This is a genomic window from Ruegeria sp. HKCCSP351, from assembly GCF_017872535.1.
GTDB lineage: Bacteria > Pseudomonadota > Alphaproteobacteria > Rhodobacterales > Rhodobacteraceae > Ruegeria.
This window is the reverse complement of record NZ_JAEDOV010000004.1, coordinates 234,516-248,325: the sequence shown is the minus strand read 5'-3', so window position 1 is coordinate 248,325 and position 13,810 is coordinate 234,516. Positions and strand designations below refer to the sequence as shown.

The window sequence follows — 13,810 nt, the reverse complement described above, 5'->3', positions numbered from 1 at the left end:
TTTGCAAGGTCCTGCAAGAGCAGCGGCCACATCATGTTGTGTATGCCGCGTTCTTTGCGAATGAATTTCATTTGAAATTGCCAACCATGCGCTCCTATATATAATGGAAGTGACTATGGGTATTGGATCAATGACACCGCAGAGCGGCGAAATAGCAACGGGTTGGCTGGTGAACGCCGGCCTGCGTCCGACGCGTCAGCGTGTGGCGTTGGCCGAGCTTCTGGTGGGCGATGGCCGCCATCGTCACGTCACCGCCGAGAGCCTGTTTGAATCGGCCAAGGCGAATGGTGACGCTGTGTCCCTGGCGACGGTATACAATACCCTGCGCGCGTTTTGCGACGCTGGTGTTCTGCAGGAAATTACTGTGGACGGGTCAAAAAGCTATTTCGACACGAACACGCATGACCACCCTCATTTTTATTGGGAAGACGAGGCGCGCCTGAGTGATGCGCCATCGGACCAATTGGTGATCCAGCGCCTGCCCGAAGCGCCCGAGGGTGTCGAGATTGCCTCGGTCGACGTTGTCATTCGCCTTCGCAAAAAGTAGCGCCAAGACCACCTTTCAAACTTGCCAACAACAAGCGTTCAACCTGATCAATGGTCGCGTCAGCGGGCCCTGTTCCGTGGCGCGCAAGAACAACGGATTCAGTTGCGTCCTGATCGCTGATCGGAACACTGACAAGACGTTTATTGTCATAACTGACCGGGTTGAGCGGGCTGGTATAGCTGATCCCGATCCCTTCGCCATGGGCAGCAAGACTGCGCTGAATCTCGATCGATGCCGCCTTATGGGCGACAGTCGGGTGCAGACCGTTGCGCCGAAAGAGACTGAGGATGTGTTGTGCCGACAAGCCTTCTGTTGACAGGATCAACGGTTGAGCGGCCAAGTCAGCCAGCGAGACCGTGCCCGCTGTCGCCAACGGATGATCCGGGGGCATAAGGGCCTTTGGCCGACTGTCGAACAGTTTTGCGCGTGTGAACCCCGCGTCCATTGTCAGCTCGTAAGTGATTGCAACATCGATCTGGCCATCAATCAATCTGTTCAACAGCCCTTCGAAGGAGGCGGCAAAATAAGTGATAGCGATGTTTGGAAAAGCATCGCGCAAATGGTGCAGGGCGGGTGCCAGCAGGAAGGGCGCGAGGTCCGTAAAACACCCCAGTCTTAGACGTGTCGTGCCTGGCGACGGAGTTTCTGATGCCTCGATTTGGGCTGCGTCTTTCAGCAGGGTCTCGGCCTGATCGATGAATTTTCGCCCCTGAGGTGTCAGCGCCATGGCCGAACCTCGGCGGCGGATAAACAGCGGGTATCCCAAATGTGCTTCGACACGCGTCAGGGCGGTGGACAGTGCTGGTTGTGAAACATTCAGGTATTGTGCGGCGGCGGACAGGCTGCCGTGGCGCCCGACTGCGCAAACATATTCGTACTGACGCAGTGAAATGTATAACATGAAGTTAATTATAGCTTCGAAAGATATAATTTGAACAGAACACGCCTTCAACGCAAAAGATTGAAAAACGAATGGAGACCCAGATGCCTCACCCTCTTGTTACCCAAGAGATGATCACAACGTATCAGGATGATGGCGCCGTTCTGATCAAAGGCCTTTTTGCAGATTATGTGGATCAACTGCGCGACGGCATTGCCGCGAATATGGCAGAGCCTGGCCCGTATGCATCAGAAAACAAGAAAGAGGGTCAAACGGGTCTGTTCTTTGACGATTACTGCAACTGGACCCGCATTCCGCAGTTCCGCGAGGTGATCGAAAACTCGCCTGCGGCCGAGGTCGCCGCGGATCTGATGCAGTCGAAAAGTGTTCAGGTATTTCATGACCACGTATTGGTCAAAGAGCCCGGGACATCCATGGCCACGCCCTGGCATCAGGATGGCCCATATTACTTCGTTGAAGGTCAGCAAACCATCAGCTTCTGGTCTCCGCTGGATCCGGTCAGGCAGGCGACGTTGCGCTGCGTCGCAGGCTCTCACCGGTGGGAAAAAGAGGTGCTGCCAACCCGCTGGGTTTCAGAGGAAGGTTTTTTCCCTGATGAAGGGCAGTACATCCCCGTGCCGGACCCGGATGCTGAGGGCATGAAGGTCGTCGAATTCGAAATGGACCCCGGTGACGCCGTTGCCTTCAATTATCGCACCCTTCACGGTGCGCGGGGCAACCAGTCAGACAGCCGTCGCCGCGCCTTTTCTCTGCGGCTGGTCGGCGATGACGCGCGGTATGTAGAGCGTCCAGGCAGAACCTCTCCACCTTTTCCCGGCCATGGCATGACACCGGGGCAGCGTCTTCGTGAAGACTGGTTTCCGGTCCTGTTTCAGCGCTGAGGCGCTTCAGAACCATTGGCCTGATTCGATCAGACCCAGATCCAGCAGCTGCCGCGAGTGCCATTCAAAAGGTACGGAGTTGCGCCAGCTAAAATTTGGAATGTCAAAAGTCGACCCGGCATTTGTTTTGAGCGCCTTCGCAGCGCGGAAGGAACAAATAGCTGCGGTCATGTTGTGATGCCAAGGGCAGGAATAGGTATTGTATTCCGGCTCATTGAACGTGTGGTCGGATTTCAGGATCAGGCCCTTTTGCGCCTTGAACAGGGCGATGCGGTCGATGCGACGGCGTTCATAGGGAATGTGATCCTCGAACCGCCAGCGCAAGCCACCTGACAGGTCAACCTGCCGGTCCAGCGGTTGGCCGTCAGGGTCGTGGCGTGATTGGGCATAGTAACCCGTTTTGTCGAACAAAGCCTGTTCGGGAGCGGCGCCGTTGGGAAAAGCGGTCAGGTCCTCGGCATAAAGGTCGATGACGTAGCTCAGCATCGCGTTGCGGCGTTCTTCGCTGTGAAAGGCCAGCATCTCAGCAATGCTGCGCGTTTCGCAAAACGGAAAGAACAGGTATTCGGCGTTGTAGCAGTAGTACATCCAGATGCCGGGCGCGGCCTGAATTATTCTGTTCAGGGTATCGAAAACCACCGTTCGGGGAACGCATTTCAAGGTGACCCGATGCACCCGGTCGGTCAACGCGGGCTCCAGTCGGAACTCCTGAGGCATGAAGGCGATAACGGATTTGAACCCAAGCTTCAAATGGTGATGCAGAGTACTTTCCAACTCGACCTCGTCCTCGGCAAAGACCATAGCAACGGGGCCTTGCGCCATTGCGGGCTGCCCGGCTTTCAGGAAATGGTTTAGGGAATCGTATTGCATCGGCTGTTTTCGGTTTTGTCTTGCTGGAAAGTTCCGCCAAATTCGGGTAATTGCGCCTGCATTGCAAGCGGCGTTCGAAGCATATAGACGACGCCGGTCCAGCGAATGCAAAGGCCCGTCTTATGTCCGAACCGAAGAAGCTGTTTATCAAGACCTATGGCTGTCAGATGAATGTCTATGACAGCGAACGCATGTCCGAGGCGCTGGGCGGGCAGGGCTATGTTGAAACCCAGACACCTGATGATGCGGATATGATTCTGCTGAACACCTGCCACATCCGTGAGAAAGCGGCAGAGAAAGTGTATTCCGAACTTGGGCGCTTCAAGGGCCTGAAGGCCGAGAAGCCTGATCTGAAAATCGGCGTGGCGGGCTGTGTCGCTCAGGCGGAAGGCGAAGAGATCATGCGCCGCCAGCCTCTGGTTGATCTGGTGGTCGGACCGCAAAGCTATCACCGCCTGCCCGAGATGGAGGCAAAGACCCGAGCGGGTGAAAAGGCGTTGGACACGGATTTCCCCGAAGAGGATAAGTTCGAAAAACTGAAAAACCGCCCCAAGGCCAAGCGTGGCCCGACGGCGTTTCTGACTGTTCAGGAGGGCTGCGATAAATTCTGCGCCTTCTGCGTGGTTCCTTATACACGCGGTGCTGAAGTCAGCCGCCCAGCGGATCGCATCATTCGCGAAGCCCATGATCTGGTCGAGCGCGGGGTGCGGGAGATCACGTTGCTGGGCCAAAATGTCAACGCCTATCACGGTGCCGGGGCGAATGGTGACATGACGCTTGCTGGTTTGATCTGGGAGCTGAACAAGGTCGACGGGCTGGAACGTATCCGCTTTACCACCTCGCACCCGAACGACATGGCCGACGATCTGATCGAGGCACATGGCACCTGTGACAAGCTGATGCCCTATCTGCACCTGCCGGTTCAGTCGGGTTCGGACCGTATCCTCAAGCGGATGAACCGCAGCCACACGGCAGAAAGCTACCTACGGCTGGTCGAACGCATTCGTGCGGCGCGGCCTGATATCGTGATGTCGGGGGACTTCATCGTTGGTTTCCCCGAAGAAACCGAAGATGATTTTCAGGCCACGATGGATTTGGTCGAAGAGGTCAAATACGGCTACGCCTATTCCTTCAAATACTCCACACGTCCGGGAACCCCGGCGGCTGAACGGGCTCAGGTCGATCCGGCAGCGGCAGATGAACGGTTGCAGCGGCTTCAGGCCTTGATCACGCGCCATCAGCGGGAGATTCAGGACGGTATGGTCGGACGCACTGTCCGCGTTCTTTTTGAAAAACCGGGTCGCTTGTCCGGGCAGATGGTTGGAAAGTCTGAATATCTGCATTCGGTACACGTAAAAGGACCAGAGATCACCACGGGTGACTTGAGAGAGGTCCGGATCACTGCCTCGGGGGCGAATTCTCTGGCGGGCGAATTGCTGTAGATCGGTGCAAACACCTCCTGGACACCATAGTTGGTGTTTGTTTCCAAAATTTACCCTTGATTTATTGCTTGGAACTATGCTCCGAGAGGAGCCATGGTTTTTTGGGCGCAAGGATCTGCGTCTGCAAATCGGCGATATGCCGGTCCCGGAAAACGGGATGAGGGAGGTACGAGTGTCGACTATCAAGAGCTTTGGGAGCCTGAGCAGGTTGAAAACACTGACGCTAACTGCCGCTGTTACACTGATTGCCGGCGTATCCATGGCCGGTGATTTGAAAGGTGACATAAGCGATCCGGAAGTGGTCAGCCCGAAAAGATTCAGCAGCGATGTCCGCGCTTTTTACCTGGGACTTACCGGCGGTTATGGCTCTGGCGGGGACGATCGGTTTGGCCTGACAACGCCCGGCGGACAGTTTGATATCGGTGATCAGGATTTATCCGGAACATACGGGGGCCTCCGGGGCGGCTGGCGTGGTGTCTTACCAGCTGCAGGTGGGCGCGACTACGTCTATGGCTTTGAAGTCGGGTATGAATTCGGATCCCTAGACGACACTGTCAGCAGGCGGATCGGCGGCGTCAATGTGCAAGGCGGAACAGAGATATCGGATGTTCTGGCAGTCCGATTTCGCAATGGTCTGACAAACCGCAGCGGACGAATTCTGTATTTCTTCAGTGTCGGATATCTGTGGGGCGATGTGGAAACAACCAACAGTATTGCATCGGGCACTTCGGTTCAGAATTTCTCGGTGTCAGATCGGCGGAACGGCTATTCGGCAAGCATAGGGGCCGAGCATAAGTTGTCGGGCAATTGGTCGATTACGGGCGAATATGAATATGTCCAGTTCCAATCAAAGGACGTCCAGTTCAGTTCTGGCTTCTCCACTAAGTCCACACCAAAATACAGCGGCTTGAGAATCGGGCTGAATTACACCTTCTGATGTACATCCAATCGGCAACCGATCACCATTAAATCGGCTGTTATGACATCTCAGCATTTATTTTTGAAACTGTGGCTTGCGCCTACCAAGATTTGTTGTCTACGCTCGGGGTGAACAGCCAAGACAGGAGAGCGGATTGGCCATCGGTGCCCTGACCCCACCGCAAGATGAAATGCCCCAACACGAGGCGTTCGTAGAATTTCCCGACAACCGATTGCTGATTGACCTGTGCGGTGAATATGACCGCAATCTGGCCGAGATCGAAACAAAGCTTTCGGTCCAGATTGTGCGCCGCGGCAATCAGCTTGTTGTGATGGGCGATGAAGATGCTCAGAAACAGGCGGTTGAGGTACTTCAATCGCTGTATACACGGCTTGAAGGTGGGCGCGAGGTTGAGGCCGCAGACGTCGATCGCGAGTTGAGGATGGGTGTTTCGGAACAGGGAACCGGAAGCCGGGATGGCGACCAGCTTGAAATGTTCAAGGGCGGTTCGGTCGAGATCAAGACCCGCAAGAAGCTGGTTGAACCGCGCACCGACGCCCAGAAAGCCTATGTCCAGTCACTGTTCAACAATGAGCTGGCCTTTGGAATTGGTCCCGCGGGGACGGGTAAGACCTATCTGGCAGTGGCGGTCGGGGTTTCGATGTTCATCGGCGGACATGTGGATCGAATCATCCTGAGCCGTCCGGCGGTCGAGGCGGGCGAAAAACTGGGTTATTTGCCGGGTGACATGAAGGACAAGGTCGACCCTTACATGCAACCGCTTTATGACGCGTTGAACGATTTTCTGCCCGGAAAACAGTTGGCCAAACTGATCGAAGAGAAACGAATCGAAATCGCTCCGCTGGCCTTTATGCGTGGTCGTACGCTGGCCAACGCATTTGTTGTTCTGGATGAAGCGCAAAACGCCACCACGATGCAGATGAAGATGTTTCTGACCCGTCTGGGTGAAGGAAGCCGCATGGTCATCACCGGCGACCGGTCACAGGTCGATTTGCCGCGTGGCGTTCAATCGGGCCTGGCGGATGCTGAGAGGTTGTTGAAAACGATCCCGAATATCAGTTTCAACTACTTCACCTCAAAAGACGTGGTGCGTCACCCGCTTGTCGCCGCGATCATCGAGGCGTATGAGGCCGATGCGGGCTGTGAAACCACGTGAGCACATAGCCCGTTAACGAGGCTGTTGCGCGGGAAGATGACCCTGGATCTCATTTTCGAAGACGAAAGGTGGCAAGACCTGGAGGTCTTGTCACAAAAGTCGATTGACGCCGTTCTGGCCCATTGCGGACTGGCGCCGGAACAGTGCGAAGTCAGTATATTGGCGTGCAACGACGCGCGGATTTCAGAACTGAACGCAGAATTTCGCGGCAAACCGACGCCCACCAATGTGTTGAGCTGGCCTGCGGAAGACCTGGCTCCGGACGAGCCAGGGCAAACACCACGCCTGCCAGAGCCTGATTTTACCGGTGAGATTGTTCTGGGTGATATTGCGATTTCCTATGACACCTGCGTCCGCGAGGCGGCTGAGGCCAACAAGGCAATGAATGATCACGTGACCCATTTGCTTGTTCACGGAACGTTGCATTTGCTGGGTTATGATCACATTCGTGACCCCGATGCCACCTTGATGGAAGGGATTGAGGTCAAGATACTTGGCAAATTGGGTATTGATGACCCATATAAGGTATAATGTGGGTTCAAGACCCGATCAGTTGGAACAAGGTAATGGGCGATATAGAAGGCAGTTCTAGGGCGGCGCAAAGCGCGCAACCTCAGGACAGCAGTACTGAAACGGAAGAGAAAACCGGTCTGTTTTCTCGAATCCTTGATGTGTTTTCGAGCGAAGATACTCAACCGGACCAGACGGTGAACGGACAAAACGCGGCTGTGGCGCAGCCACGCGGGATGATTAACCTGCGCCGGATGCGCGTTGAGGATGTTGCCATCCCCACCGCTGAAATCGTCTCGGTACCTTCAACGATCACAAAAGATGAACTGGCGGATGTTTTCCGGAGCAGTGGTATGTCGAGGATTCCGGTCTATGAGGGAACCTTGGATACACCGCTTGGCTTTGTTCATCTCAAGGATTTTGCCCTGACCCACGGTTTCAACGGTGGGGGTAAAGAGTTTGATCTGACCTCTATGCTTCGGACGCTTTTGTTCGTGCCGCCATCCATGCCGATCGGCGTCTTGTTGACCAAGATGCAAACCGAGCGGCGTCACATGGCATTGGTGATTGATGAATATGGCGGCGTTGATGGTCTGCTGACGATCGAAGACTTGATCGAGCAGGTCGTCGGTGAAATCGCTGACGAGCACGATGCGGATGAAGACCAGCTTTGGGTGCAGGAAAAGCCCGGATGCTATGTGGTACAGGCGCGTGTGCCGCTCGAAGACTTCGAGGCCGAGATTGGCCGGTCTCTGACCAGTCATGAAGACGTCGACGAAGAGGAAATCGATACTCTGGGCGGGCTTGTCTTTATGCTCTCTGGCCGCGTTCCGGCGCGGGGTGAGGTTGTCATTCACCCAGAGGGCCCGGAATTCGAAGTGATCGAAGCCGATCCACGCCGTATCAAACGGCTGCGCGTCATGCTGCCGGGCGTTGCTGCATGACCCCAGTGCGGGGATGGCCATTATCGTTGAGATTGCTGGCCGCCGCCGCCCTTGGCGGGGTAGGCGCTTTTGGTCAGGCGCCTCATCTGTATTGGGGCGCAACCGTTTTGGCTCTGGTCCTGATTGTGCCGATCTTCCTTACCAGCGAAACCCGAGGCCGGGCGGCCTGGGTCGGCTGGGCCTTCGCGACCGGCTATTTTGCCCATGCCCTCGGCTGGATCATTGAACCGTTCCAGGTGGATGCTGAACGCCATGCCTGGATGGCCCCGTTTGCGTTGGTGTTCTTGGCGGGCGGACTGGCCTTGTTCTGGGCTGCCGCCTTTGGCCTGTCGCGCAGAATTGGTGCGACGCCCATTCGTCAGGGCATATTACTGGTTGCAGTCTTGTCCCTGGCCGAGGTGGCGCGTGGATATGTGCTGACTGGCTTTCCATGGGCTGGCGCCGCGCAGATCTGGGTGGATACACCGGTGGCTCAGGTGCTGTCTCTGGTTGGGCCGTATGGGTTGAACGCGCTGACCTTTGCCGCAACGTTACCAATTGGCGCGGCATTGGTGCAGGACAAACCCTTGAACGGTTTGGCGCGGACCCTGGGTTTTACAGTTGCGATGGCGGTGATGGCGATTACTTATGGGTCGATGCGACCCGTCGTTCAGGGTAGTTCGCATCTGGTTCGCGTGGTCCAGCCGAATGCCCCTCAGCACCAAAAATGGGATCCGGCATATGCGCCTTTGTTTTTCGCGCGTCAGGTTGAATATACCGCAGCTTTTCCTAGACCCGACCTGATTGTCTGGCCCGAGACCGCAGTTCCAGCGTGGTTGGGTAGCGCGCAACCGTTTCTGTCGACTGTTGCGGATGCCGCGCAGGGTGTGCCGGTGATATTGGGGATTCAGCGTGCAGAAGGCTCGAGGATCTTCAACTCGCTGGTCTATCTGGATGAAACCGGGCGTCAAGCAGGGTTGTATGACAAACACCACTTGGCGCCTTTCGGTGAATACGTCCCGTTGGGTGATCTGATGGGGCGTTTCGGGGTCAGTGGTCTGGCGGCCACAACCGGGCACGGGTTCAGCGCGGGGCCGGGCCCCTCCCGGTTGGACCTCGGTAAGCTTGGAAACGCATTGCCCCTGATTTGCTACGAAGCCATTTTTCCGCAAGATGTGAATGGCGCGCCGGGTCGGGCTGACTTCTTATTGCAGATCACAAATGACGCCTGGTTTGGTACGCGGTCGGGACCGTTTCAACACCTGGTGCAAGCCCGGATGAGGGCAATCGAGCAGGGCTTGCCGATGATCCGTTCGGCCAATACCGGTGTATCGGCCGTGATTGACCCATTGGGTCGGGTGACTGCGTCATTGGCTCTGGGTGAGGCGGGATATGTGGACGCCGTGCTGCCGCAACCACACCGTCGCACGACTTATGCTCGTATCGGGGACAGTCCGGTCGTTGTTGTCCTACTGTTTATTTTGGCAATGGCGCTGTTTGGTATCCGCGGCGACCGGGCAATTAGAGATTGACCCCAACTTTGGGCAGGCGTATGCGTCTGTGGTCTGCCACAACGGCTTCCTGGCGTGGCGGAGAAACCTTAATGGAGCACATTTATGTCCCGACAGAACTATACTTTTACTTCGGAATCCGTTTCTGAAGGGCACCCGGATAAGGTCTGTGACCGTATCTCGGATGCTGTCCTTGATGCATTTCTGAACGAAGAGCCTGAGGCGCGCGTGGCTTGCGAAACCTTTGCCACGACCAACCGCATCGTCATCGGTGGCGAAGTTGGTCTGTCGGACAAGGACAAACTGCACGACTACATGGGCCGCATCGACGAAATTGCGCGCGAGTGCGTGAAAGACATCGGATACGAGCAGGACAAGTTCCACCACGAAACCGTCGAGGTGACGAACCTTCTGCACGAACAATCCGCCCATATCGCGCAGGGTGTGGATGCCGCAGACAACAAGGACGAAGGCGCTGGCGACCAGGGTATCATGTTTGGCTTTGCCACAACAGAAACGCCTGCGCTTATGCCTGCACCGATCCAGTATTCGCACGCAATCCTGCGGCGTCTGGCCGAAGTGCGCAAGAACGGCACCGAGCCTGCACTGGGGCCGGATGCGAAATCTCAGTTGTCTGTCGTTTATCAAGACGGCAAACCGGTCGGCGTCAGCTCGATTGTTCTGTCGACGCAGCATCTGGACGAGGCTCTGACGTCGGATGATATCCGCGCCATCGTTGAACCCTATATCCGTGAAACTCTGCCCGAAGGCTGGCTGTCGGCCGAAACCGAATGGCACGTCAACCCGACCGGCAAATTCGTTATTGGCGGGCCGGATGGCGACGCGGGTCTGACCGGTCGTAAGATCATCGTGGATACCTATGGTGGCGCAGCCCCGCATGGTGGCGGTGCTTTCTCGGGCAAAGACCCGACCAAGGTTGACCGTTCGGCGGCCTATGCTGCGCGCTACCTGGCGAAAAACGTCGTAGCCGCAGGTATGGCCGAGCGCTGTACTATTCAGTTGAGCTATGCCATTGGCGTATCGAAGCCGCTTTCGATTTACGCAGACACGCATGGCACGGGTCAGATTGCAGATGCGGCGATCGAAAAAGCAGTTGGTCAGATCATGGATCTGACGCCGCGTGGCATTCGCCAGCACCTTCAACTGAACAAGCCGATCTACCAGCGTACAGCGGCTTACGGTCACTTTGGCCGCGAACCGGATGCAGATGGCGGTTTTAGCTGGGAACGCACTGATCTGGTCGACGCGCTGAAATCCGCAGTTTGATCTGAAAAATCCAAAGCGCGCCTTCATGGGCGCGCTTTTTCTTTGGGGCAGTGCACGCTCTTGCAACGTACTCCGCTGCGCAGTATGGCCACCGTCATGAGCACCGAGACCCCACAACGCCCGCGCAGAAACTTTTATGGCCGCTTCAAGGGCAAGACCCTGAAGCCCAGTCAAAAGACCTATCTGAACGAAGATCTGGTGGCCTTGTCGCCCGGCGCTGTGGACTGGGACACTAACCCTGAACGCAGGCCGCTAGACCTGGACGGTCTATTCGGCGGCAGGTCGGTTTGGTTGGAAGTCGGCTTTGGCGGTGGTGAGCATTTAGTGCACCAGGCGCAAAACAATCCTGGCATTGGCATCATCGGGGCCGAGCCTTACATCAACGGTGTTGCCATGCTGCTGGGCAAAATCCGTCAGGCAGGTGTAGACAACCTTGCCGTGCACCCCGGAGATGCGCGCGACCTGTTCGACGTGCTGCCAGAGGCCTGCATTTCGCGCGCGTTCCTGCTATACCCCGATCCCTGGCCTAAAACGCGGCATCATCGCCGCCGTTTTGTGACGCCGGAACATCTTGAGCCACTGGCAAAGGTGCTGAAACCCGGGGCGATCTTCCGGGTTGCAACTGACATTCCCGATTACGTGCGTCAGACATTGGAAGAGGTTCCGCGCACCGGGTTTGAATGGCTGGCGGAACGTCCTTCTGACTGGCGTGAACCGTGGGACGACTGGATCTCGACGCGATACGAACAGAAGGCGCTGCGCGAGGGTCGGACACCTCATTACCTGACCTTCCGACGCAAAGGCTGATTGCCGCTGGACCAACGGGCGTCAATTCGCTAATCGGCTTGAGCACTGATAGCGCAAAAGGAGCCCTCATGTCCGGACACGGCACGCCCATCCCGATGACCTCGCATCCCTGCGGCCCGCTGACCGGCACGGCAGAGGTGCCCGGCGACAAGTCGATTTCGCACCGGTCGCTGATCCTTGGCGCGATGGCCGTGGGTGAAACCCGGATTTCGGGTTTGCTCGAGGGCGAAGACGTTCTGGATACCGCCAAGGCGATGCGTGCCTTCGGCGCCGAGGTCACAGATCACGGAAACGGGGAATGGACAGTGCACGGCGTGGGTGTCGGTGGCTTCGCCGAACCGGGCCAAGTGATCGACTGTGGCAACTCGGGAACCGGTGTGCGCTTGATCATGGGGGCGATGGCGACCTCTCCGATCACTGCGACATTTACTGGTGATGCCAGTCTGAACAAACGCCCCATGGCCCGGGTGACTGATCCTCTGGCCCTGTTTGGGGCAGAATCGGTTGGACGGTCCGGCGGGCGCTTGCCGATGACCATCGTTGGCGCGGCGGACCCTACCCCTGTGCGATACGAAGTTCCGGTGCCGTCGGCGCAGGTGAAATCCGCCGTTCTGCTGGCGGGTCTGAATGCCCCCGGAAAGACCGTTGTGATCGAGAAAGAGGCCACGCGCGACCATTCCGAACGGATGCTAGCTGGATTTGGCGCCGAGATCACCGTCGAGGATACCGACGAAGGCCGTGTTATCTCTCTGACCGGTCGTCCGGAGCTGAAGCCGCAGGTCATCGCTGTACCGCGCGATCCGTCCAGCGCGGCTTTTCCGGTTTGCGCGGCACTGATCACACCTGGATCCGATGTTTTGGTGCCGGGGATCGGTTTGAACCCCACACGCGCGGGCCTCTTTACGACCCTGCGTGAGATGGGCGCTGATCTGACCTATGAAAACGAGCGCGAAGAGGGCGGCGAGCCGGTTGCCGATCTGCGCGCGAAATACTCGCCAAACATGAAGGGCATTGACGTGCCGCCAGAACGCGCGGCCTCGATGATCGACGAATATCCCGTTTTGTCCGTGGTTGCTGCAAACGCCACGGGCACCACGATGATGGGCGGAGTAAAGGAACTCCGGGTGAAGGAAAGCGACCGCATCGATGCCATGGCGCGCGGTCTGCGGGCCAACGGCGTCACGGTCAACGAGGGTGACGATTGGTGGTCGGTTGAAGGGCTGGGCATCGGCAACGTTCCAGGCGGCGGCACCTGCGAAAGCTTTCTGGATCACCGCATTGCCATGTCGTTCATGGTGATGGGTATGGGGGCACAGAGCCCCGTGAGTGTGGATGATGGCGGCCCGATCGCGACGTCGTTCCCGATATTTGAACCTTTGATGGCGTCATTGGGTGCAAAGGTAGAGCGCACGTGAGTTTCACGGTTGCCATTGACGGACCAGCGGCTGCGGGCAAGGGCACAATATCCAAGGCTGTGGCGACGCATTTCGGCTTTGCCCATCTGGACACGGGTTTGCTGTATCGCGCTGTCGGAAGGCGAACCCTGGAAGGGGTTGACGCGCTAGAAGCCGCGCAGGCCCTGACAGCGGAAGAACTTGAACAAGGGGATCTGCGCACCGCCGAGATTGCACAGGCAGCTTCCAAAGTGGCGGTTCTTCCAGAGGTTCGCGCAGCCTTGGTCGATTTTCAGCGCGCGTTTTCCCGCAGGGCAGGTGGGGCCGTTCTGGACGGTCGTGATATTGGCACGGTGATTTGTCCGGATGCCGAAGTGAAGCTGTTTGTTACAGCCAGTGCAGAAGTGCGCGCCGAGCGTCGTTTTCTGGAGCTTAGTGCAAAAGGCGCTGACGTAACCCGTGAACAGGTTCTGGCTGATGTCAGAGAACGCGACGCGCGGGATGCTGAGCGTAGCACAGCTCCGATGAAACCCGCTGAAGATGCTGTGCAGTTGGACACCACCGATCTGAGTATCGAGGCGGCGTTGGCCAAAGCCGTTGAGGTGATCAACGTGAAACTGCCCGCGACGCGCTAACGCCGC

General features: G+C 57.1%; 14 protein-coding genes and 1 riboswitch. Of the genes, 12 read left to right on the top strand and 2 right to left on the bottom strand.

Annotation, left to right across the window (positions count from 1 at the left end):
• Positions 1-130: 130 nt before the first annotated feature.
• Positions 131-547 (top strand): iron response transcriptional regulator IrrA, encoded by a 417-nt coding sequence (gene irrA, locus I9182_RS10825; protein WP_209598312.1) that lies wholly within the window; start codon positions 131-133, stop codon positions 545-547.
• Here the strand turns inward: irrA and I9182_RS10820 are convergent.
• A complete protein-coding gene (locus I9182_RS10820) occupies positions 525-1,448 on the bottom strand; it encodes a LysR family transcriptional regulator (protein WP_209598227.1) in 924 nt (307 codons plus the stop codon). The two genes, irrA and I9182_RS10820, sit on opposite strands and share 23 nt — an antisense overlap.
• Positions 1,449-1,531: 83 nt before the next feature.
• Between I9182_RS10820 and I9182_RS10815 the strand changes: the two genes are divergently transcribed.
• Entirely contained in the window at positions 1,532-2,329 is a 798-nt protein-coding gene (locus tag I9182_RS10815; protein WP_209598226.1) for a phytanoyl-CoA dioxygenase family protein, read from the top strand.
• 6 nt (positions 2,330-2,335) lie between these two features.
• Here the strand turns inward: I9182_RS10815 and I9182_RS10810 are convergent, their stop codons facing one another.
• Positions 2,336-3,199, bottom strand: a complete 864-nt coding sequence (locus I9182_RS10810; RefSeq protein ID WP_209505377.1) for a hypothetical protein — start codon at positions 3,197-3,199, stop codon at positions 2,336-2,338.
• Positions 3,200-3,321: 122 nt separating this feature from the next.
• Between I9182_RS10810 and miaB the strand changes: the two genes are divergently transcribed.
• The 10 genes from miaB (at position 3,322) to cmk (ending at position 13,804) form a co-directional block, all read left to right on the top strand.
• A complete protein-coding gene (miaB, locus tag I9182_RS10805; protein WP_209598225.1) occupies positions 3,322-4,641 on the top strand; it encodes a tRNA (N6-isopentenyl adenosine(37)-C2)-methylthiotransferase MiaB in 1,320 nt (439 codons plus the stop codon).
• 37 nt (positions 4,642-4,678) lie between these two features.
• Positions 4,679-5,578 carry an outer membrane beta-barrel protein gene (locus I9182_RS10800; protein WP_245222588.1) on the top strand — a complete coding sequence of 300 codons (900 nt, stop codon included), beginning with the start codon at positions 4,679-4,681 and terminating at the stop codon, positions 5,576-5,578.
• Positions 5,579-5,714: 136 nt separating this feature from the next.
• Complete coding sequence (locus tag I9182_RS10795) at positions 5,715-6,737, top strand: PhoH family protein (protein WP_209598224.1); 1,023 nt, start codon at positions 5,715-5,717, stop codon at positions 6,735-6,737.
• 36 nt (positions 6,738-6,773) lie between these two features.
• Positions 6,774-7,268: an rRNA maturation RNase YbeY gene (gene ybeY / locus I9182_RS10790; RefSeq protein WP_209505391.1), complete on the top strand. Its 495-nt coding sequence runs from the start codon at positions 6,774-6,776 to the stop codon at positions 7,266-7,268.
• Between the two features lie 35 nt (positions 7,269-7,303).
• Positions 7,304-8,191, top strand: coding sequence for a hemolysin family protein (locus I9182_RS10785; RefSeq protein WP_209598310.1), 888 nt, complete (start codon positions 7,304-7,306; stop codon positions 8,189-8,191).
• Complete coding sequence (gene lnt / locus I9182_RS10780; RefSeq protein ID WP_209598223.1) at positions 8,188-9,702, top strand: apolipoprotein N-acyltransferase; 1,515 nt, start codon at positions 8,188-8,190, stop codon at positions 9,700-9,702. Before I9182_RS10785 ends, lnt begins: the two co-directional genes overlap by 4 nt.
• A 30-nt stretch (positions 9,703-9,732) precedes the next feature.
• A riboswitch (SAM-SAH riboswitch) is annotated at positions 9,733-9,781 on the top strand.
• Between the two features lie 5 nt (positions 9,782-9,786).
• Positions 9,787-10,968: a methionine adenosyltransferase gene (gene metK / locus I9182_RS10775; RefSeq protein ID WP_209598222.1), complete on the top strand. Its 1,182-nt coding sequence runs from the start codon at positions 9,787-9,789 to the stop codon at positions 10,966-10,968.
• A gap of 96 nt (positions 10,969-11,064) precedes the next feature.
• On the top strand, positions 11,065-11,775 hold the full coding sequence (locus tag I9182_RS10770) for a tRNA (guanine(46)-N(7))-methyltransferase TrmB (protein WP_209505400.1): 711 nt from the start codon (positions 11,065-11,067) through the stop codon (positions 11,773-11,775).
• 68 nt (positions 11,776-11,843) lie between these two features.
• Complete coding sequence (gene aroA / locus I9182_RS10765; protein WP_209598221.1) at positions 11,844-13,190, top strand: 3-phosphoshikimate 1-carboxyvinyltransferase; 1,347 nt, start codon at positions 11,844-11,846, stop codon at positions 13,188-13,190.
• On the top strand, positions 13,187-13,804 hold the full coding sequence (gene cmk, locus I9182_RS10760) for a (d)CMP kinase (protein WP_209505403.1): 618 nt from the start codon (positions 13,187-13,189) through the stop codon (positions 13,802-13,804). The genes aroA and cmk overlap by 4 nt, the downstream gene beginning before the upstream one ends.
• Positions 13,805-13,810: the final 6 nt, after the last annotated feature.